This window comes from Kitasatospora sp. NPDC094016 (assembly GCF_040304045.1).
GTDB lineage: Bacteria > Actinomycetota > Actinomycetes > Streptomycetales > Streptomycetaceae > Kitasatospora.
This window is the reverse complement of record NZ_JBEOUK010000006.1, coordinates 122,520-142,248: the sequence shown is the minus strand read 5'-3', so window position 1 is coordinate 142,248 and position 19,729 is coordinate 122,520. Positions and strand designations below refer to the sequence as shown.

Below are 19,729 nucleotides of genomic sequence, written 5' to 3'. Positions count from 1 at the left end.
GAGTCTTGAAGAGACTTTGTCAAAACCCTTGCGGGGACGGGGAAGGAGGGCCTTAATTCTCGTTAGGAAAGTTTCCTAACCCTCCGAGGAAACGGAGCATCGTATGCGTCCCCAGCACCACCGTGCCCTCCGCATCGCCCTCGCCGCCGCCCTGGTGGCCGCGCCCCTCACGGTCGCGGCCGGCGCCGCCACCGCCGCGCCGACGTCCGCGACGTCCGTCCAGCTCAAGGGAGTCGGGCTGGACGACCCGCACAAGAAGGACATCGCGATGCAGCTGGTGTCCAGCGCGGAGAACTCCTCGCTGGACTGGAAGGCCCAGTACAAGTACATCGAGGACATCGGCGACGGGCGCGGCTACACCGCCGGCATCATCGGCTTCTGTTCCGGCACCGGCGACATGCTGGACCTCGTCCAGCACTACACCGACCTCAAGCCGGGCAACGTCCTCGCCAAGTACCTGCCGGCCCTGAAGAAGGTCAACGGCAGCGCCTCGCACACCGGCCTCGGCACCCCGTTCGTCAACGACTGGGCCGCCGCCGCCAAGGACACGGTCTTCCAGCAGGCCCAGAACGACGAGCGCGACCGGGTGTACTTCAACCCCGCCGTCAACCAGGCCAAGTCCGACGGCCTGCGCGCGCTCGGCCAGTTCGCCTACTACGACGCCATCGTCATGCACGGCCCCGGCAACAGCTCGGACAGCTTCGGCGGCATCCGCGCCGCCGCCCTGAAGAAGGCCAAGACCCCCGCCCAGGGCGGCGACGAGGCCACCTACCTCAAGGCCTTCCTGGACGCCCGCAAGGTGGTCATGAAGAAGGAGCAGGCCCACTCCGACACCAGCCGCGTCGACACCGAGCAGTCGGTCTTCCTCAACGCGAAGAACTTCGACCTCAACCCGCCGCTCAAGTGGAAGGTCTACGGCGACAGTTACGCCATCAACAGCTGACGGAACGCCAAGCGGGGCCCGGGAGCAGCACCTCGCTCCCGGGCCCCGCCACCGTCCACCGGCCGGTGCTCAGGCGCTCGCGGTGTAGTCGTAGAAGCCGCGGCCGGACTTGCGGCCCAGCAGGCCCGCGTCGACCATCCGGGAGAGCAGCGGGGGAGCCGCGTACAGCGGCTCCTTGTACTCGTCGTACATCGACTCGGCGATCGAGACGATGGTGTCCAGGCCGATCAGGTCGCACAGCCGCAGCGGGCCCATCGGGTGGGCGCAGCCGGCCTCCATGCCCTTGTCGATGTCGGAGGCGGTGGCCACGCCCGACTCGAACATCCGCACCGCGGACAGCAGGTAGGGCACCAGCAGCGCGTTGACCACGAAGCCGGCCCGGTCGCGGGCGCGGATCGGCTCCTTGCCGAGCTCCTGGGAGGCGAAGGCCTCGACCCGCTCGGTGGTCGTCGCCGAGGTGGTCAGCGTCGGGATGACCTCGACCAGCTTCTGCACCGGTGCCGGGTTGAAGAAGTGCAGGCCGATCACCTGCTCCGGGCGGGAGGTGGCGGCGGCCAGCTTCACGATCGGGATCGACGAGGTGTTGGAGGCGAGGATCGCGTCACGGCGCTCGACCACCTGGTCCAGGGTCTGGAAGATCTTGACCTTGATGTCCTCGCGCTCGGCGACCGCCTCGACCACCAGGTCGCGGTCGGCGAAGTCGGACAGGTCCACGGTGAAGGTCAGCCGGGCCAGCGCCTCGTCCCGCAGCTCCGGGCTCAGCTTGCCGCGCTTGACCGCCGTGTCCAGGGAGTTGGTCAGCCGGGTGCGGCCGAACTCCAGCGCCTCGCCGCTGGCCTCCGCCACCAGGACGTCCAGCCCGGCCCGGGCGAAGACCTCCGCGATGCCCGACCCCATCAGGCCGCAGCCGATCACTCCGACGCGCGCGATGTCACTCACTCAGTTGCCCTTCGGTGGTGCTGGGGGTCGCCCAGCGAACTGGTGGCCCAGCGAGCTGCTGGTCAACGGGCCGGTGTGCCGGAATGGGTGCACCGGTCACCGTCCCGACGACGTTACTACTCCGTACCGGCCAGTAGGTCACCCCCTCCCCGGCCGGGTGCCAGTGCGAGACGTCGTCCGAACGGGTGAGGCCGGGCCCGTCGCCCGTGCGCCCGGGGCCACCCCCGCCCGGCGGCCGGAAGAATGCCGCAGACGGGGGCCGGGGACGGGAAGGGAGCACACGGTGCCGACGGGATCGCTCGCAGGACAGGTCGGTCTGATCACCGGCGCGGGCCGGGGAATCGGCCGGGAGATCGCCATCGGGCTGGCCGCCGAGGGCATGGCCGTCGGCCTGGTCGGCCGCACCCACGGGACGCTGACCGACACCCTCAAGGAGTGCGCCCGGCACGGCTCTCGCGGCGTCGCCGTCACCGCCGACGTCACCCGCGCCGGCGCCGTCCGCGAGGCCGTCCGGGTCGTCGAACGCGACCTCGGCCCGATCGACCTGCTGATCAACAACGCCGGCCTGGTCGACCGCGCCGAGGTGCCGCTCTGGGAGACCGACGCCAACCAGTGGTGGCAGGTGATCGAGACCAACCTGCGCGGCCCCTACAACCTGCTGCGCTGCGTCCTGCCCGGCATGGTGTCCCGGGAGCGCGGCCGGGTGGTCAACCTCAACTCCGGCTTCGCCCTGCGCCCGGACGGCGACTACACCGCGTACGCCACCTCCAAGGGGGCGCTGCTCCAGCTCTCCGACAACATGGCGGACTCGCTGGCCCGCCACGGCATCGTCATCCTCGACATCAGCCCCGGCGCGGTCGAGACCGACATGACCGCCGCGATGCCGATGTTCAAGGACACGACGACCTGGGGCTCGATCCCGTACATGGTCGCGGTCACCGTGGACGCCGCCCGGGGCCGCTTCGACGGCCTGCACGGCCGGTTCATCCACGCCGGGCGGGACGACCTGGAGGAGCTGGTCAACCGGGCCGCGGAGATCCGCGCGGCGGACGCCCGGACGCTGCGGATGCGCCCGTACAAGGCGGACGACCCGATGGGCTGAACGGGCCCCTCGGGCGGCCTACCCCTCGGCCGGCGTGCCCCCCGGACGGCCTGCCGCGAAGAGCGGTCAGGCGCACAGCTGACTGGCGGTCACCGGCTTCAGGCCCGCCTTGGCGAGACCGTCCAGGATGCCCGGCAGCGCGTCCACCGTGCACTGGTGGCCCATGTGCAGGGCGACCACCGAACCGCCGCGCACCGACTTCAGCACCCGGCGCTGCAACTCGGCGGCCGACGGGTCGTTGTAGTCGCGCGGGTCGACGTCGAAGGACAGCACGTGCTCGTAGCCGACCGCCCTCGCCTGCTCGCGCACCGTCCGGGTGGCGTACTGCGCGGCGGACGGGCGGAACCAGCGGCCGATCGAGCCGGTGAGCCGCTGCAGCCGTTCGGCGCACTGGGCGATCTCGTCGTGCACCTGGGCCGCCGTCATCGTCGAGAGGTCGAGGTGGTTCTGGGTGTGGTTGCCCAGCTCGTGGCCTGCGTCCAGGATCCGGCGGGCCATCTGCGGCTGCTGGTCGAGCCAGCTGCCGACCGCCATCACGGTCAGCTTGACGCCGCGCTGCTCGGCGGCCTCCAGCAGTGCGGTGGCCTGCTTCGGATCGCCGCTGCCGTGGCAGGTCAGCGCCACGAACTTGCTGGTGCGCGGCCCGTTCACCACCTCGACCGGGGTGCCGGCGGCGAGCGGCGGCAGCACCGGGGGCGTCGGGGGCGCCGGAGGCGTCGGAGGGGGCGTCGCGGCCCCGGCGGGCGGCTCCGCTCCGGTGGCCGGGTCGGTACCGGCGGTCGACTCGGTACCGGCGGGCTGCGGCTCCGGCGGGGCGGACGGCACGGGGGAGGCCGGGCCCTCGCCGCCGTTCCAGGCCGGGTCGGTGGTGTGCTGCGGGTCGAGGGTGCCCGGGTGCACGGCGAGCGCCCCGGCGTCGGCCCGGCGCGGGGTGCCGGAGGCACACGCGCTGAGGAACCCGCTGGCGGCGGTCAGGGCGGCCAGCTGGACGGCGGTGCGCAGTACGGTGCGGCGGTCGGCAGTCATCGGCAGTCAGCATAGAGACGGCGGCCACCCGCGGCGATCCGAGGAGCGCCCCGGTACCGCCATTGACGTGCACACACGCCACCGTCCGGGCGTTGCGTAAACCTGAACTGCCGGTGTTTCACCGGCGTGTCGTCGGATACGATCACGGCGCACCGCACGCCACGGGAGGGTGGCCGGGCCGGACGCGGGGTCACCCCCGTGGTACCGGGCGGGCCCGCCGGCCGCCGAGGCGGTGCCATTTCCGGCAGTGAGCACGGCAGAGGGGGCGGAACAGGATGCACGAGGACAGCGCGGCCGTCGGCGGGGCCACCGGCACCGACTGGGACTGGGCCAGAGCGGACGACTGGCAGCCGCCGAGCGAGCTCGACACCGGGGTCCCGCACACCGCCCGGATGTACGACTACTACCTGGGCGGCAAGGACAACTTCGAGGCCGACCGCAAGGCCGCCCAGGCCGCCATAGCGGCCTACCCCGCGCTGCCGCTGCTGGCCCGCACCAACCGGCAGTTCCTCGGCGACGCGGTGGAGTTCGCCGCCGGCCGGGGCATCCGCCAGTTCGTCGACATCGGCACCGGCATCCCGGCCGTGGGCTCCACCAGCGAGGTCGCCCAGCGGGTCGCCCCGGACGCCCGGGTGGTGTACGTCGACAACGACCCGATCGTCGCCACCCACGCCCGCGCCCTGCTGGCCGGCCATCCCGCCGGACACACCTCGGTCATCGAGGCCGACCTGCGCGACCCGGCCGCCATCCTCGGCCACCCGGGCCTGCTCGCCGCCGTCGACCTGTCCCGGCCGGTCGCGCTGATGCTCGTCGCCGTGCTGCACTTCATCCGCGACGAGGACGGCGCCCAGCAGATCGTCCGCACCCTGCGCGACGCGCTCGCCCCCGGCAGCGCGCTGATCCTCTCCCACGGCAGCCCCGACTTCGCCTCCCGGGAGAGCGCCGCCGAAGGCACCCGCATCTACCGCAGCGCCAGCGCCCCCCTGGTGCTGCGCCCACGCGCCGGCGTCGAGCCCTTCTTCGGCGACTTCGAGTTCGCCGGCCCCGGCCTGGTCCAACTCCCGCTCTGGCGCCCCACCCCCGGCCACGTCCCCACCACCGAACTCCCCGAAGGCTGGCAGGACGTCTCCGCCTACGCGGGCGTCGCGTTCAAGCGGTAGCCCCGGTTCACGAGGCGGCCGGCCCCGGCGCCTCCCTCCTGCGCCGGGACCGGCCTCGCGAACACCCTAGGCTCAGCCACTGACAGCCCGTCACCCACCAGGTGTGCACCGGGCGAAATCGGCACGACAGCGCGGGCGGGCCGGTGCTAGCTTCCGCGCCATGGAACCCCTGAGCGAGAACGAGATCCGCGCGTCCTTCGTCAACTGCTCCAAGGGCGAGGCCCGTCGGCTCAACCTCCCCCGGAGCCTGGCGGAACTGACCTGGGAGAACCTGGACTTCCTCGGCTGGCGGGATCAGGGCGCGCCCGACCGGGCCTACCTGGTGGCGTCGTACGGCGGCGAGCCGGTCGGCGTGACGCTGCGGGTGCCGACGATCCGCCGCAGCCTCACCAAGACCAACGTCTGCTCGCTGTGCATCACCGCGCACGCCGGCTCCGGCGTCGCGCTGCTCGCCGCCCGCCGGGCCGGGGCGGCCGGGCGGGAGGGCAACACCGTCGGCACGTACATCTGCGCCGACCTCGCGTGCTCGCTGTACGTGCGCGGGCTGAAGAAGTCCGCCCTGGTGACCAGGCCCGACGAGTCGCTGCCGCTGGAGCGGCAGATCGACCGGACGGTGGGGAACCTGGAGGCCTTCCTCGCCAAGGTGCTCGCCGACACCGGGCACTGAGCGGGACGCGCCGACACCGGGTGCCGGCGGGGTCAGTGCCCGCGCAGCTGGTCGAGGTCGCGCCGCTCCCGCTTGGTCGGGCGCCCGGCGCCCCGGTCCCGCTCGCCGGCCGTCGCGACGAGTTCGCGCGGCGGCCGCGGCGGGCTGTTGTCGACCAGGCAGTCCGCCGCCACCGTCGCGCCGACCCGCTTGCGGATGAGCTTCTGGACCACGACGACCCGCTCGTAGCCCTCCTCGCGGACCCGCACCTCGTCCCCGGGGCGCAGCGCCTGGGCCGGCTTGACCCGTTCGCCGTTCACCCGCACGTGCCCGGCGCGGCAGGCGGCGGCCGCCAGCGCCCGCGTCCTGGTGAGCCGGACCGACCAGATCCAGCTGTCCACCCGCACGCTTCCCTCGTGTTCAGCCATTCCTGGAGCCTACCCAAGCCGCCCGAACCGGCCCGAGCCCGAGCCCGTGGTGCCTGCTGAGCCCGCTACGCCGCCGACGGCACCATCCGGGCCGTCTGCGGGGCCTCCTGGACCGCCCAGCCGTTGCCGTCCGGGTCGTTGAAGAACACGAAGGAGTTCCAGGCCTCGCCGTGCCCGTTGACCCGGCTGCCCGCCTCGAAGTGCTGGACCGGGCTGACCTCGACGCCCCGGGCCGCGAGTTCGGCGTGCGCCTTGTCGATGTTCGGCACCACCAGCTGCAGTCCCTTCACGGATCCGGGCGGCGCCGCGATGACCCCGGTGCCCACCACGATGGAGCAGGTGGAGCCCGGGGGAGTCAGCTGGACGACCCGGACCCCGTCGCGCAGCCGGGTGTCGTGGTCGACCGTGAAGCCGACCCGCTCCTCGTAGAACAGCTTCGCGCGGTCCACGTCCGACACCGGGACCACCACGACTTCGAGCTTCCAGTCCATCGCCCTCACCCCTCTCGGTGGGCTCTTCCAGTATCCGTCGAAACGGTTCCCCGTCGGGCCGTCGGATAGCCTGAGAACACGATGAATCCCGAGATCACGCCCGCCGCGGCGACCCAGTTCAGCACGCCGTGGGGCGCCTTCGACCTCACCCGCTTCCCCGAGGACCCGCGTGAGCGGCTGCGGGCCTGGGACGCGGCCGACGAGTACCTGCTGCGCCACCTCGCGGGCGAGGCGGACAGCGCCGCCGGCGCCGCGACCGACCTGGCCGGCCGCCGGATCGTCGTCCTGGGCGACCGCTGGGGCGCGTTGACCACCGCGCTGGCCGCGCACGAGCCGGTGCAGATCGTCGACTCCCACCTCGGCCGGCAGGCCACCCTGGCCAACCTGGCGCGGGCCGGTGCCACCGTGGACCCGGCCCGGCTGCTGACCACCCGGGACGCCCCGCCGGAGCGGATCGACGTCCTGCTGGTGCGCGTGCCCAAGAGCCTGGCGCTGCTGGAGGACCAGCTGCACCGGCTGGCCCCCGCCGTCCACCCGGGCACGGTGGTGGTCGGCTCCGGCATGGTCGCCGAGATCCACACCTCCACGCTCCAGCTCTTCGAGCGGATCCTCGGCCCGACCCGCACCTCGCTCGCCGCCCGCAAGGCCCGGCTGGTCTTCTGCACCCCGGATCCGGCACTGGACCCCGGTCCCAACCCGTGGCCGCACCGCTACGCGCTGCCGCCGGACGTCGGAGCGGTCTCCGGGCGCACGGTGGTCAACCACGCCGGCACGTTCTGCGCCGAGCGCCTCGACATCGGCACCCGCTTCTTCCTCGGCCACCTGCCGACCCCGGCGCCCGGGGCCCGGGTGGTCGACCTGGGCTGCGGCAACGGTGTGGTCGGCACGGCCGCCGCGCTGGCCGGGCCGGGCGCGGAGCTGGTGTTCGTCGACGAGTCCCATCAGGCGGTGGCCTCGGCGGAGGAGACCTTCCGCGCCAATCTGGGTCCGGACGCCCGGGCGGAGTTCCTGACGGCCGACGCGCTGGCGCCGGAGGTGGCGCCTCCGGGCTCGGTGGACCTCGTCCTGAACAATCCGCCGTTCCACTCGCACCAGGCCACCACGGACGCCACCGCCTGGCGGATGTTCACCGGTTCCCGGCGGGCGCTGCGGCCGGGCGGGGAGCTGTGGGTGGTCGGCAACCGCCATCTCGGCTACCACGTCAAGCTGCGGCGTCTCTTCGGGAACTGCCAGCTGGTGGCGGGCAACCCCAAGTTCGTGGTGCTGCGCGCGGTCAAGCGGTAGCCCGGCGTCCGCCCGGTCGGTGGCTGTCCGGTCGCGGGCCGGTGGCTGCCAGGCCGGGTGGACGCAGGGCGGTTTTCGGGCGTTCTTCGGGGTGCTGACCACAGCTCCTTGCATGAATGTTCCGTGATACGTATATTCATGCCACAACAAAGGAGGAACGCCATGGCATTGCGAGTCGCCGTCGCCGGCGCGAGCGGATACGCGGGCGGCGAGGTGCTGCGTCTGCTGCTCAGCCACCCGGAGGTGGAGATCGGGGCGCTGACCGGCGGCTCGAACGCGGGCACCCGGCTGGGCGCGCTCCAGCCGCACCTGATCCCGCTCGCCGACCGCGTCCTCGAACCCACCACCGCCGAGGTGCTGGCCGGCCACGACGTGGTCTTCCTGGCGCTGCCGCACGGCCGGTCCGCCGCCGTCGCCGAGGAGCTCGGCGACGGCGTCCTGGTGGTCGACTGCGGCGCCGACTTCCGGCTCCGCGCCGCCACCGACTGGGAGCAGTTCTACGGCTCCGCGCACGCCGGCACCTGGCCCTACGGCCTGCCCGAACTCCCCGGCCACCGCGCCGCGTTGAAGGGCAGCAGCCGGATCGCCGTGCCCGGCTGCTACCCGACGGCCGTGTCCCTGGCGCTGTTCCCGGCGTACGCGGCCGGGCTCGCCGAGCCGGAGGCCGTCGTGGTCGCCGCCTCCGGTACCTCCGGTGCGGGCAAGGCCGCCAAGACCCACCTGCTGGGCAGCGAGGTCATGGGCAACGTCAGCCCGTACGGCGTCGGCGGCGTGCACCGGCACACCCCGGAGATGGTGCAGAACCTCACCCCGGTCGCGGGCGAGCCCGTCACCGTCTCCTTCACGCCGACCCTCGTCCCGATGCCGCGCGGCATCCTCGCCACCTGCTCCGCCAAGGCGCGGCCCGGCGTGACCGCCGAGAGCCTGCGCGCCGCCTACGCCCAGGCGTTCGCGGACGAGCCGTTCGTCCACCTGCTGCCCGAGGGGCAGTGGCCGCAGACCAGCAGCGTCTACGGCGCCAACACCGCCCTCGTCCAGGTCGCGCTGGACGCCACCGCCGGGCGGATCATCGCGATCAGCGCGATCGACAACCTCGTGAAGGGCACCGCGGGCGGCGCGGTGCAGAGCATGAACATCGCCCTGGGCCTGCCCGAGGAGCTGGGCCTTCCCGTGAACGGAGTCGCACCGTGAGCAACAGTACGAACGTGGGCGTGACGGCTGCCAAGGGCTTCCGGGCCGCCGGCGTGACCGCCGGCATCAAGGCCTCCGGCACCCCGGACCTCGCCCTGGTGGTCAACGACGGCCCCGCGCTCGCCGCCGCCGGCGTCTTCACCGCCAACCGCGTCAAGGCCGCGCCGGTCGTCTGGTCCGAGCAGGTCCTCAAGGGCGGCCAGGTGTCCGCCGTGGTCCTCAACTCCGGCGGTGCCAACGCCTGCACCGGCCCGCTCGGCTTCCAGGACACCCACACCACCGCGGAGAAGGTCGCCGAGGAGCTGGAGCTCAACGCCGGCGAGGTCGCCGTCGCCTCCACCGGCCTGATCGGCGAGCGCCTCCCGATGGACATCCTGCTGCCCGGCGTCGCGCTGGCCGCCCGGGAGCTGAGCGCGACCGGCGGCGAGGCCGCCGCGATCGCCATCAAGACCACCGACACCGTGCACAAGACCGCCCAGGTCACCAGCCCGGCCGGCTGGACGGTCGGCGGCATGGCCAAGGGCGCGGGCATGCTCGCCCCGAGCCTGGCCACCATGCTGGTCGTGATCACCACCGACGCCGACCTGGACACCGCCGCCCTGGACACCGCGCTGCGCGGCGCCACCCGCACCACCTTCGACCGGATCGACTCCGACGGCTGCATGTCCACCAACGACACCGTGCTGCTGCTGGCCTCGGCCGCCTCCGGCGTCGTCCCGGACGAGGCCGAGTTCGCCGAGGCGGTCCGCACCGTCAGCGCCGACCTGGCCCGCCAGCTGATCGCCGACGCCGAGGGCGCCAGCAAGGACATCCGGATCGACGTCACCGGCGCCGCCACCGAGGAGGAGGCCGTCGACGTCGCCCGGACGATCAGCCGCAACAACCTGCTCAAGTGCGCCATCCACGGCGAGGACCCCAACTGGGGCCGGGTGCTGGCCGCGATCGGCACCACCGACGCCGCCTTCGAGCCGGACCGGCTGGACGTGGCCATCAACGGCGTCTGGGTCTGCAAGGACGGCAGCGTCGGCGAGGACCGCACCCTGGTGGACATGACCGGCCGCGAGGTCGTCATCACCGCGAACCTCAACGCCGGTACGGCGAGCGCCTCGTTGTGGACCAACGACCTCACCGCCGACTACGTCCACGAGAACAGCGCCTACTCGACCTGATGCCCGACAGGTGTCGCGCGCCACCGGTGCGCGACACCTGATCCGCGACACCCGATGCGCGACACCCGTTCGGACGAGGGACACCCGTGAAGATCGCACCCAAGGGCGAACAGGCCCGCAACAACACCGCGTTGCCCAAGGCGATGACGCTGATCGAGGCGCTGCCGTGGCTGGAGCGCTTCCACGGCAAGACCGTCGTGATCAAGTTCGGCGGCAACGCCATGGTGGACGAGAGCCTCAAGTCGGCCTTCGCCCAGGACGTCGTCTTCCTCCGCTACGCCGGCCTGCACCCCGTCGTGGTGCACGGCGGCGGCCCGCAGATCAGCGCCCAGCTGGACCGCCTCGGCCTGGAGTCCAGCTTCACCAACGGCCTGCGGGTCACCACCCCCGAGACCATGGACGTGGTCCGGATGGTGCTGGCCGGCCAGGTGCAGCGCGAACTCGTCGGCCTGCTCAACGAGCACGGCCCGTTCGCGGTCGGCATGACCGGCGAGGACGCGCACACCATGACGGCGGTCAAGCGGTACGCGGTGGTGGACGGCGAGCAGGTCGACATCGGCCTGGTCGGCGACATCGTCAACATCGAGGCCGGCGCGGTGAAGGCGCTGATCGCCGACGGCCGGATCCCGGTCATCTCCTCGATCGCGCGCGGCGCCGACGGCCACGTCTACAACATCAACGCGGACACCGCGGCGGCCGCCCTGGCGGTCTCGCTGGGCGCCGAGATGCTGGTGGTCCTGACCGACGTCGAGGGCCTCTACGCGGACTGGCCGAACTCCGACGACGTGATCAGCCAACTCGCCGCGAGCGAGCTGGAGGAGCTGCTGCCGAGCCTGGCCAGCGGCATGCTCCCCAAGATGGAGGGCTGCCTGCGCGCCGTCCGCTCCGGGGTGGGCACCGCCCGCGTCCTGGACGGCCGGGTGCAGCACAGCCTGCTGCTGGAAATCTTCACCGACGAGGGAATCGGCACGATGGTCGTGCCGGACGACGAACAGACCGTGACCGGGGGACTGGCATGACCGCGAACGAGCAACTGACCGGCCGGTGGCAGCACGCCTTCACCGACAACTACGGCACCCCGCGGATCGCGCTGGTGCGCGGTGCGGGCGCCAAGCTCTGGGACGCCGACGGCAAGGAGTACACCGACCTGCTCGGCGGCATCGCCGTCAACGCCCTCGGCACCGCCCACCCGGCGGTCGTCGAGGCCGTCAGCCGGCAGATCGCCACCCTGGGCCACGTCTCCAACCTCTTCATGGCCGAGCCGACCATCACCCTCGCCGAGCGGCTGCTGGAGCTCGACGGCCGGGAGGGCGGCCGGGTGTTCTTCTGCAACTCCGGCGCCGAGGCCAACGAGGCCGCCTTCAAGATCAGCCGCCGGACCGGCCGCACCCACCTGGTCGCCCTCCAGGGCGCCTTCCACGGCCGGACGATGGGCGCCCTCGCGCTCACCGGCCAGCCGGCCAAGCAGGATCCGTTCCGCCCGCTGCCCGGCGACGTCACGCACGTCCCGTTCGGCGACGTCGAGGCGCTGCGCGCGGCCGTCACCACCGAGACCGCGGCGGTCTTCCTGGAGCCGATCCAGGGCGAGAACGGCGCCATCCCGCTGCCCGAGGGCTACCTGCGGGCGGCCCGCGAGATCACCCGGGCCACGGGCACCCTGCTGATCCTGGACGAGATCCAGACCGGCGTCGGCCGCACCGGGTACTGGTACGCCCACCAGGCCGTCGAGGGCGTCGAGCCGGACGTCGTCACCCTCGCCAAGGCGCTCGGCGGCGGGCTGCCGATGGGCGCGGTGCTGGCCTTCGGCGAGGCCGCCGACCTGCTCACCCCGGGCCAGCACGGCACCACCTTCGGCGGCAACCCGGTGGCCGCGGCGGCCGGGCTCGCGGTGCTGGACACCATCGAGTCCGAGGGCCTGCTGGAGCACGTCCGCAAGCTGGGCGAGCGGCTGCGCCAGGGCGTCGAGGCGATCGGCGACCCGCTGGTCTCGCACGTGCGCGGCGCCGGCCTGCTGCTCGGCATCGTGCTCACCGAGCCGGTGTCGGTGCGGGTGCAGGCCGCCGCGCAGGAGGCGGGCTTCCTGCTCAACGCGGCCGTCCCGGACGCCGTCCGGCTGGCCCCGCCGCTGGTGCTGACCGAGCAGGAGGCGGACGCCTTCCTCGCCGCTCTGCCGGGCGTCCTGCGGGCGGTGCGCGAGAGCGCCCCGACCGATGCGAGCTGACCGTTGTCCGGGAGAATAACCACATGACCGTTTCCCACTCCGGCCCGTCCGCCGCAGGCCCGTCGCCGCAGGTGCCGCAGACCCGCACCGCGCGGCACCGGCGGATCGTGGACCTGCTCACCCGCCAGCCCGTGCGCTCGCAGAGCCAGCTCGCCAAGCTGCTCGCCGACGACGGACTCGTGGTCACCCAGGCGACCCTCTCCCGGGACCTGGACGAGCTGGGCGCGGTCAAGATCCGCAACCGGGACGGCGCGCTGATCTACGCCGTCCCGGCGGAGGGCGGCGACCGCACGCCGCGCGCGCCGATGGGGGAGTCGGCCAGCGAGGGCCGGATGGCCCGGCTGGCCGGCGAGCTGATGGTCTCCGCGACGGCCTCCGGCAACCTGGTGGTGCTGCGCACCCCTCCGGGGGCCGCGCAGTTCCTCGCCTCGGCGATCGACCAGGCGGAGGTGTTCGAGATCATCGGCACCATCGCCGGCGACGACACCGTCCTGCTGATCAGCCGGGACCCGGCGGGCGGCCAGGCGCTCGCCGACCACCTCATGCAACTCGCCCAGGCGAAGGCGCAGTAGCGAGCGACGACGCGAGACCCCGACACGACGCGACACGAAACCCCGACCGGTGGAGACTTCCCCGGCCGGGGTTTTGTGTTTCATACGGACTAGTGCATACTTATGCCTGTCGCCGTAAACCTGTACGGAAACCCTGTACGTAGAGCTGTAAGGAGAAAGCCGTGGCCGAGCGCGTCGTACTCGCCTACTCGGGCGGACTGGACACCTCCGTCTGCATCGGCTGGATCGCCGAGGAGACGGGCGCCGAGGTCATCGCCGTCGCCGTCGACGTCGGCCAGGGCGGCGAGGACCTGGAGGCGATCCGCCAGCGGGCGCTGGACTGCGGCGCCGTCGAGGCCGAGGTCGCGGACGCCCGCGACGAGTTCGCCGACGAGTACTGCCTCCCGGCGATCAAGGCCAACGCGCTCTACCAGGGCCAGTACCCGCTGGTCTCCGCGCTGTCCCGGCCGGTCATCGTCAAGCACCTGGCCGCCGCCGCCCGCAAGCACGGCGCCACCACCGTCGCGCACGGCTGCACCGGCAAGGGCAACGACCAGGTCCGGTTCGAGGTCGGCATCAACTCCCTGGCCCCCGGCCTGAAGTGCATCGCCCCGGTGCGCGACTACGCGATGACCCGGGACAAGGCGATCGCCTTCGCCGAGGCCAAGGGCCTGCCGATCGCCACCACCAAGAAGTCCCCCTACTCGATCGACCAGAACGTCTTCGGCCGGGCCGTCGAGACCGGCTTCCTGGAGGACATCTGGAACGCCCCGATCGAGGACGTCTACGACTACACCCAGGACCCGGCCGCCCCGCGCGAGGCCGACGAGGTGGTCATCACCTTCGACGCCGGCGTCCCGGTGGCGATCGACGGCCGCAAGGTCACCGTCCTCCAGGCCATCGAGGAGCTCAACAAGCGGGCCGGCGCCCAGGGCATCGGCCGGCTGGACATGGTCGAGGACCGGCTGGTCGGCATCAAGTCCCGGGAGATCTACGAGGCCCCCGGCGCGATCGCCCTGATCACCGCCCACCAGGCCCTGGAGAACGTCACCGTCGAGCGCGAACTCGCCCGCTACAAGCGGCAGGTGGAGCAGCGCTGGGCCGAACTCGTCTACGACGGCCTCTGGTTCTCCCCGCTCAAGCGCGCGCTGGACGGCTTCGTGAACGAGGCCAACCAGCACGTCTCCGGCGAGATCCGGATGGTCCTGCACGGCGGCCGGGCCGTGGTCGACGGCCGCAGGTCCGACCAGTCGCTGTACGACTTCAACCTCGCCACCTACGACACCGGCGACACCTTCGACCAGTCGATGTCCAAGGGCTTCATCGAGATCTTCGGGATGTCCTCGAAGCTCGCCGCCCGCCGCGACCTCGCCTGATCCCCTCCCGTCCCCACCCCCCTTCCCCGTCAGGAGCCCACGCGATGTCCGCCGACCAGCACGCCGACCAGACCGCCGACGTCCGCCTCTGGGGCGCGCGCTTCGCCGACGGCCCGTCCGAGGCGCTGGCCAGGCTCTCCGCCTCGGTCCACTTCGACTGGCGCCTCGCGCCGTACGACATCGCCGGCTCCAAGGCCCACGCCCGGGTCCTGCACAAGGCCGGCCTGCTCTCCGAGGACGAGCTCGCCGCGATGCTGGCCGGCCTCGACCAGCTGCTCGCCGACGTCCAGGCGGGCACCTTCACCGGGACGGTCGCCGACGAGGACGTGCACACCGCCCTGGAGCGCGGCCTGCTGGAGCGCCTCGGCGCCGACCTCGGCGGCAAGCTGCGGGCCGGGCGCTCGCGCAACGACCAGATCGCCACCCTGTTCCGGATGTACCTGCGGGACCACGCCAGGACCATCGGCGCCCTGGTGCTCGACCTCCAGCACGCCCTGGTCGGCCTCGCCGAGGCGCACCCGGACACCGCGATGCCGGGCCGCACCCACCTCCAGCACGCCCAGCCCGTCCTCTTCGCCCACCACGTCCTCGCGCACGTGCAGGCCCTCGGCCGGGATGCCGAGCGGCTGCGCCAGTGGGACGCCCGCACCGCCGTCTCCCCGTACGGCTCCGGGGCGCTGGCCGGCTCCTCGCTCGGCCTCGACCCGCAGGCCGTCGCCGCCGACCTCGGCTTCGAGGGCGGCTCGGTCGGCAACTCCATCGACGGCACGGCCTCGCGCGACTTCGTCGCCGAGTTCGCGTTCGTGACCGCGATGATCGGCATCAACCTCTCCCGGATCGCGGAGGAGGTGATCATCTGGAACACCAAGGAGTTCGGCTTCATCACGCTGCACGACGCCTTCTCCACCGGTTCCTCGATCATGCCGCAGAAGAAGAACCCGGACATCGCCGAGCTCGCCCGGGGCAAGTCCGGCCGGCTGATCGGCAACCTGACCGGCCTGCTGGCCACCCTCAAGGCCCTGCCGCTCGCCTACAACCGGGACCTCCAGGAGGACAAGGAGCCGGTGTTCGACTCCTGCGACACGCTGGAGGTGCTGCTGCCCGCGTTCACCGGGATGATGGCCACCCTCACCGTGCACCGGGAGCGGTTGGAGGAGCTGGCCCCGGCCGGCTTCTCGCTCGCCACCGACATCGCCGAGTGGCTGGTCAAGCAGGGCGTGCCGTTCCGGGTCGCGCACGAGGTGGCCGGTGCCTGCGTCAAGGTCTGCGAAGCCGAGGGCATCGAGCTGTCCGACCTGACGGACGAGCAGTTCGCGGCGATCTCGGTGCACCTGACGCCCGAGGTGCGGTCGGTGCTCAGCGTGCACGGCGCCATCGCCTCGCGCAACGGGCGCGGCGGCACCGCGCCGTCGGCGGTGGCGGTCCAGCTCGCCGAGGTGAAGGCGGACCTGGCGCGGCAGCAGGAGTGGATCCAGGGCTGACCACCGGTCTGCGGGGGAGGGGCGTGACGGTCCGACCGTCGCGCCCCTCCGGCGTCCGCACCCCCGGTCGGGCGTAACCCGACCCGCCCCGGCCCGTCATGCACGGTGTGTGCACAACCCTTCCGCCCGTCCCCTCCGCCGAGGACGTCTTCCTCGCCGAACGCCGCCGCCGCGTGGTCCGCGAGACCGTGGCCGGCCTGCCGGGCCGCTGCCCCGAGCTGGTCGCCGCCCTCGCCGAGGATCCGCCGCCGACCTACCGGGAGCTCTCCGAACGCCTCGGCATGCCGCGCGGCTCGATCGGGCCCACCCGCTCCCGCTGCCTCGCCTGCCTGCGGATCCTCCTGCACGCCGAGCGGTACCCGTGAGCGGTACCCGTGAGCGGTGCCCGCGAGCGGCCGGTGACGCTCCGCACGCGGATCACCCCGGAGACGGCTCCGCCCGGGTGACGCTCCGCACGCCCGTCTCCCGCGTGACCCTCGCCACGTCGAGCCGTCGCCGCCCCCGGCCGCGCCCCGCGCGCGGCGCCCTCCACCCGCCCCACCACCCGCCCCGCCCCCGCGTGACCCTCGCCACGTCTGACGCCCCGGAGGTTGAGAGCAGCTGACACCCGGGTAGAGCGCTGGCGAACGTAGCTCTTGACGGTGCCGCGATCACTCGGATACTGAGCGTGAGCGCGTCGCCGTCGACCCGGTCACTTCCGGGCCGCGCGGCTGGTACGTTCGTGCGCCACCCCCGGTCAGGGCAGATCCCCGGCCGGGACATCTCCGGCAGGGCATCCGGTGCGTCACCCTCACGTTTGCGCGCCGGGCACGACGATGGGGAGGCCCCAGCACATGGGCATGAGCGTGATCATCTCGGCGGCGGACGCCGAGGACGCGGAGCAGATCCTCAAGCTCCAGTACCTCGGCTACCAGCCCGAGGCGGAGCTGTACGGCGACTGGGCGATCGAGCCCCTGACGCAGAGCCTGGAGAGCCTGCGCGCCGAACTGTCCGGGCAGTACGTCCTGGTCGCCCGGCTGGGCGACGAGGTGGTCGGCACCATCCGCGGTCACGTCGACGCCGAGGGCGTCGGCCGGATAGGGCGCCTGGTCGTCCACCCGAGGATGCAGCGGCACGGCCTGGGCGGCCGGCTGCTGGACGCGCTGGAGCGCCGCCTCGCCGAGGACGGCCGTCCGGTGACCTCCTACCGCCTGTTCACCGGCCACCGCAGCCTCGGCAACCTGCGGCTGTACACCCGCCTGGGCTACCGGCAGTCCGCGGTCGAGCCGGTCACCGACCGGCTCAGCCTGGTACACCTGGAGAAGCCCGCCGTGGTGTCGCTCGCCGCGACCGCCTGAGCCCTCCGCCCGTTCCGGCCCGCACGGCGCCGCCACCATCCGGACACTCCGGTGGCGGCGCCGAGCCGCATCGTCGCTGGTGGCGGCGCCGGGTGTCCGCATTGCGGACATCACATCCAAGTAATTGGGTCCAAATCGACCCATCTGATTTACTGGCTCACATGACTGCGACGACGAAATGGACCCCCACCGGCACCCTGCCGGCAGGTGAGCGCGCCATGTGCCGTCGAATGTGTCACCGCTGAGGGCCACCGCCCCCGGCACCCGGTTGAGGGTGCCCCCACCTCGCGCCCCGAAGCGAGACCCGGCGTCGTTCCCGTCCGTGCGAGCGCGCCCAGCCTGCCACACCCCTTCTCCCCGCCTGCCCACCCATGGGCGGGTGGTCGTCCACGACGACTCGTGCCGGTGACTCCTGCCCGATGACTCGTAAGGGCCACGCCGTCGCGCGGCCCGGCCGCCCAGCGGCCACGATCAAGAGGTGGCAGGTCCGGATCCCCCTGGCGAAGCGCCGTGCACGTCGCCGACCGCACCCCGGTCGGGCGGCCGCCCGCCGCCCGCCCCCGACCCACGGAAGCAGCTGTGATCACCACCACGGACCTCACGAAGGTCTACCGCTCCCGAGGCCGCGAGGTGAGCGCCCTCGCCGGCGTCGACCTGCACGTCCGCCCTGGCGAGGTCTACGGAGTCGTCGGCACCAGCGGCGCCGGCAAGTCCACGCTCATCCGCTGCGTGAACATGCTGGAGCGTCCGACCTCCGGCACCGTCACGGTGGACGGGGTCGAGCTGACCGCGCTGTCCGGCGGCGAGAACCGGGCCGGCCGGGAGCTGCGGGAGGCGCGGCGCCGGATCGGCATGGTCTTCCAGCACTTCAACCTGCTCTCCTCGCGGACCGTCCAGCAGAACGTCGAGCTCCCGCTGGAGATCGTCGGGCTGGACCGCACCCAGCGCCGCCGCAAGGCCGCCGAACTGCTCGACCTGGTCGGCCTCGGCGACAAGGCCCGCAGCTACCCCAACCAGCTCTCCGGCGGCCAGAAGCAGCGCGTCGGCATCGCCCGGGCCCTGGCCGGCGACCCCAAGGTGCTGCTCTCCGACGAGGCCACCTCGGCGCTCGACCCGGAGACCACCCGTTCGATCCTCAAGCTGCTGCGCGACCTCAACCAGCAGCTCGGCCTCACCGTCCTGCTGATCACCCACGAGATGGACGTCATCAAGTCCGTCTGCGACTCCGCGGCGCTGATGCGCGGCGGCCGGGTGGTCGAGTCCGGCAGGCTGACCGACCTGCTGGCCCAGCCCGGCTCCGAGCTGGCCCGCGAGCTGTTCCCGCTCAGCGAGTTCGGCACCGGCCACCCCGGCTCGACCGTGCTGGAGATCACCTTCCAGGGCGACTCCTCGGCCCAGCCCTTCGTCTCCCAGCTGGCCCGCACCTACCAGATCGACATCAACATCCTCGGCGCCGCGGTGGAGACGATCGCCGGTCGGATGGTCGGCCGGATGCGGGTCGAGCTCTCCGGCGGCCACCAGGACAACGTGGTGCCGATCGGCTACCTGCGCGAGCAGGGCCTGCAGGTGGACGTACTGGGCGCGGCGGACGGAGCGGTGGCATGACCTGGGACCAGATGTGGGCCCTGATGGGGCCCGCCACGCAGGAGACCTTCCAGATGGTCGGCGTCTCCACGGCCGTCACCGTGCTGCTCGGCCTGCCGCTGGGCATCCTGCTGGTGCTGACCGACAAGGGCGGGCTGCTGGCCAACCGGGCCGTCAACAAGTCGATCGCCTTCGTGGTGAACATCGCCCGCTCGGTGCCGTTCATCATCCTGATGATCGCGCTGATCTCCTTCACCCGCTGGCTGGTCGGCACCTCCATCGGCTGGCAGGCGGCGACCGTGCCGCTCACCATCGGCGCCATCCCGTTCTTCGCCCGCCTGGTCGAGACCTCCGTCCGCGAGGTCGACCGCGGCCTGGTCGAGGCGGTCCAGGCGATGGGCGGCAGCACCTGGACGATCGTCCGCAAGACCCTGCTCCCGGAGGCGCTGCCCGGCATCGCCGCCTCGGTGACCACCACGATCATCACGCTGATCAGCTACTCCGCGATGGCCGGCACGGTCGGCGGCGGCGGCCTCGGCACGCTCGCCGTCAACTACGGCTACCAGCGCTTCGAGACGGCCTTCATGTGGGTCATCGTGGCCGAGCTGGTGATCCTCGTCACCGCCGTCCAGCTGATCGGCGACTTCGCCGTCCGGCGCCTCGCCAACCGCGGCGGCACCGGCGGCCGGACCCGCCTGCTGGGCCGCACCCCGGCCGGACCGGCCGCCCCCGACGCGGACCTCGTCGCCCCCTAGACCTCCCGGGTCCGACACCGGACCACGGCTCCCCGTATCACGCAG

The 19,729-nt window shown here is 72.6% G+C and carries 20 protein-coding genes; 16 read left to right on the top strand and 4 right to left on the bottom strand.

What is annotated here, in order from left to right; translation table 11 throughout:
- The first annotated feature begins 103 nt into the window (after positions 1–103).
- Complete coding sequence (locus ABT015_RS08575; protein WP_350877928.1) at positions 104–943, top strand: chitosanase; 840 nt, start codon at positions 104–106, stop codon at positions 941–943.
- Positions 944–1,012: 69 nt separating this feature from the next.
- Here the strand turns inward: ABT015_RS08575 and ABT015_RS08570 are convergent, their stop codons facing one another.
- Positions 1,013–1,882, bottom strand: coding sequence for a 3-hydroxybutyryl-CoA dehydrogenase (locus ABT015_RS08570; RefSeq protein ID WP_350877927.1), 870 nt, complete (start codon positions 1,880–1,882; stop codon positions 1,013–1,015).
- 283 nt (positions 1,883–2,165) lie between these two features.
- Between ABT015_RS08570 and ABT015_RS08565 the strand changes: the two genes are divergently transcribed.
- Positions 2,166–2,984: an SDR family NAD(P)-dependent oxidoreductase gene (locus tag ABT015_RS08565; RefSeq protein WP_350877926.1), complete on the top strand. Its 819-nt coding sequence runs from the start codon at positions 2,166–2,168 to the stop codon at positions 2,982–2,984.
- 66 nt (positions 2,985–3,050) lie between these two features.
- Here the strand turns inward: ABT015_RS08565 and ABT015_RS08560 are convergent, their stop codons facing one another.
- Positions 3,051–4,010, bottom strand: coding sequence for a polysaccharide deacetylase family protein (locus tag ABT015_RS08560; RefSeq protein WP_350877925.1), 960 nt, complete (start codon positions 4,008–4,010; stop codon positions 3,051–3,053).
- A gap of 275 nt (positions 4,011–4,285) precedes the next feature.
- Here ABT015_RS08560 and ABT015_RS08555 point away from each other — a divergent pair, with 275 nt between their 5' ends.
- Both ABT015_RS08555 and ABT015_RS08550 read left to right on the top strand, forming a co-directional pair.
- Positions 4,286–5,170: an SAM-dependent methyltransferase gene (locus tag ABT015_RS08555; RefSeq protein WP_350877924.1), complete on the top strand. Its 885-nt coding sequence runs from the start codon at positions 4,286–4,288 to the stop codon at positions 5,168–5,170.
- A 160-nt stretch (positions 5,171–5,330) separates the two neighbouring features.
- Complete coding sequence (locus ABT015_RS08550) at positions 5,331–5,837, top strand: FBP domain-containing protein (protein WP_350877923.1); 507 nt, start codon at positions 5,331–5,333, stop codon at positions 5,835–5,837.
- 32 nt (positions 5,838–5,869) lie between these two features.
- Here ABT015_RS08550 and ABT015_RS08545 read toward each other — a convergent pair whose 3' ends face one another.
- Both ABT015_RS08545 and ABT015_RS08540 read right to left on the bottom strand, forming a co-directional pair.
- Positions 5,870–6,244: an RNA-binding S4 domain-containing protein gene (locus ABT015_RS08545; RefSeq protein WP_350877922.1), complete on the bottom strand. Its 375-nt coding sequence runs from the start codon at positions 6,242–6,244 to the stop codon at positions 5,870–5,872.
- A gap of 65 nt (positions 6,245–6,309) precedes the next feature.
- Entirely contained in the window at positions 6,310–6,735 is a 426-nt protein-coding gene (locus tag ABT015_RS08540; protein ID WP_350877921.1) for a VOC family protein, read from the bottom strand.
- 81 nt (positions 6,736–6,816) lie between these two features.
- Here ABT015_RS08540 and ABT015_RS08535 point away from each other — a divergent pair, with 81 nt between their 5' ends.
- The 12 genes from ABT015_RS08535 (at position 6,817) to ABT015_RS08480 (ending at position 19,684) form a co-directional block, all read left to right on the top strand.
- Entirely contained in the window at positions 6,817–8,019 is a 1,203-nt protein-coding gene (locus tag ABT015_RS08535; protein WP_350877920.1) for a methyltransferase, read from the top strand.
- Between the two features lie 162 nt (positions 8,020–8,181).
- Entirely contained in the window at positions 8,182–9,210 is a 1,029-nt protein-coding gene (gene argC, locus ABT015_RS08530) for an N-acetyl-gamma-glutamyl-phosphate reductase (RefSeq protein WP_350877919.1), read from the top strand.
- Between the two features lie 14 nt (positions 9,211–9,224).
- The gene (gene argJ / locus ABT015_RS08525; RefSeq protein WP_350878044.1) at positions 9,225–10,379 is read left to right on the top strand and encodes a bifunctional glutamate N-acetyltransferase/amino-acid acetyltransferase ArgJ; all 1,155 of its coding nucleotides are present in this window, start codon (positions 9,225–9,227) and stop codon (positions 10,377–10,379) included.
- A gap of 143 nt (positions 10,380–10,522) precedes the next feature.
- Entirely contained in the window at positions 10,523–11,398 is an 876-nt protein-coding gene (gene argB, locus ABT015_RS08520; RefSeq protein ID WP_350878043.1) for an acetylglutamate kinase, read from the top strand.
- On the top strand, positions 11,395–12,600 hold the full coding sequence (locus ABT015_RS08515) for an acetylornithine transaminase (protein ID WP_350877918.1): 1,206 nt from the start codon (positions 11,395–11,397) through the stop codon (positions 12,598–12,600). The genes argB and ABT015_RS08515 overlap by 4 nt, the downstream gene beginning before the upstream one ends.
- Positions 12,601–12,623: 23 nt before the next feature.
- Positions 12,624–13,172 (top strand): arginine repressor, encoded by a 549-nt coding sequence (locus ABT015_RS08510; protein ID WP_063346843.1) that lies wholly within the window; start codon positions 12,624–12,626, stop codon positions 13,170–13,172.
- 161 nt (positions 13,173–13,333) lie between these two features.
- Entirely contained in the window at positions 13,334–14,527 is a 1,194-nt protein-coding gene (locus ABT015_RS08505; RefSeq protein ID WP_350877917.1) for an argininosuccinate synthase, read from the top strand.
- Positions 14,528–14,571: 44 nt separating this feature from the next.
- Positions 14,572–16,008: an argininosuccinate lyase gene (argH, locus tag ABT015_RS08500; RefSeq protein ID WP_350877916.1), complete on the top strand. Its 1,437-nt coding sequence runs from the start codon at positions 14,572–14,574 to the stop codon at positions 16,006–16,008.
- Positions 16,009–16,115: 107 nt separating this feature from the next.
- A complete protein-coding gene (locus tag ABT015_RS08495; protein WP_159398377.1) occupies positions 16,116–16,373 on the top strand; it encodes an RNA polymerase sigma factor in 258 nt (85 codons plus the stop codon).
- 468 nt (positions 16,374–16,841) lie between these two features.
- A complete protein-coding gene (locus tag ABT015_RS08490; protein WP_350877915.1) occupies positions 16,842–17,345 on the top strand; it encodes a GNAT family N-acetyltransferase in 504 nt (167 codons plus the stop codon).
- A gap of 579 nt (positions 17,346–17,924) precedes the next feature.
- Positions 17,925–18,950, top strand: a complete 1,026-nt coding sequence (locus tag ABT015_RS08485) for a methionine ABC transporter ATP-binding protein (RefSeq protein WP_350877914.1) — start codon at positions 17,925–17,927, stop codon at positions 18,948–18,950.
- Entirely contained in the window at positions 18,947–19,684 is a 738-nt protein-coding gene (locus ABT015_RS08480) for a methionine ABC transporter permease (RefSeq protein ID WP_350877913.1), read from the top strand. The genes ABT015_RS08485 and ABT015_RS08480 overlap by 4 nt, the downstream gene beginning before the upstream one ends.
- The last annotated feature ends 45 nt before the right edge of the window (positions 19,685–19,729 follow it).

Bases quoted from the DNA above. Each gene is read 5' to 3' on its own strand.
- ABT015_RS08555 (WP_350877924.1), top strand. From the start codon at position 4,286: ATGCACGAGGACAGCGCGGCCGTCGGCGGGGCCACCGGCACCGACTGG.
- ABT015_RS08550 (WP_350877923.1), top strand. From the start codon at position 5,331: ATGGAACCCCTGAGCGAGAACGAGATCCGCGCGTCCTTCGTCAACTGC.
- ABT015_RS08575 (WP_350877928.1), top strand. From the start codon at position 104: ATGCGTCCCCAGCACCACCGTGCCCTCCGCATCGCCCTCGCCGCCGCC.
- ABT015_RS08510 (WP_063346843.1), top strand. From the start codon at position 12,624: ATGACCGTTTCCCACTCCGGCCCGTCCGCCGCAGGCCCGTCGCCGCAG.
- ABT015_RS08480 (WP_350877913.1), top strand. From the start codon at position 18,947: ATGACCTGGGACCAGATGTGGGCCCTGATGGGGCCCGCCACGCAGGAG.
- ABT015_RS08490 (WP_350877915.1), top strand. From the start codon at position 16,842: ATGGGCATGAGCGTGATCATCTCGGCGGCGGACGCCGAGGACGCGGAG.
- ABT015_RS08560 (WP_350877925.1), bottom strand. From the start codon at position 4,010: ATGACTGCCGACCGCCGCACCGTACTGCGCACCGCCGTCCAGCTGGCC.
- ABT015_RS08545 (WP_350877922.1), bottom strand. From the start codon at position 6,244: ATGGCTGAACACGAGGGAAGCGTGCGGGTGGACAGCTGGATCTGGTCG.
- argC (WP_350877919.1), top strand. From the start codon at position 8,182: ATGGCATTGCGAGTCGCCGTCGCCGGCGCGAGCGGATACGCGGGCGGC.
- argH (WP_350877916.1), top strand. From the start codon at position 14,572: ATGTCCGCCGACCAGCACGCCGACCAGACCGCCGACGTCCGCCTCTGG.
- ABT015_RS08515 (WP_350877918.1), top strand. From the start codon at position 11,395: ATGACCGCGAACGAGCAACTGACCGGCCGGTGGCAGCACGCCTTCACC.
- ABT015_RS08535 (WP_350877920.1), top strand. From the start codon at position 6,817: ATGAATCCCGAGATCACGCCCGCCGCGGCGACCCAGTTCAGCACGCCG.
- ABT015_RS08540 (WP_350877921.1), bottom strand. From the start codon at position 6,735: ATGGACTGGAAGCTCGAAGTCGTGGTGGTCCCGGTGTCGGACGTGGAC.
- argB (WP_350878043.1), top strand. From the start codon at position 10,523: ATGACGCTGATCGAGGCGCTGCCGTGGCTGGAGCGCTTCCACGGCAAG.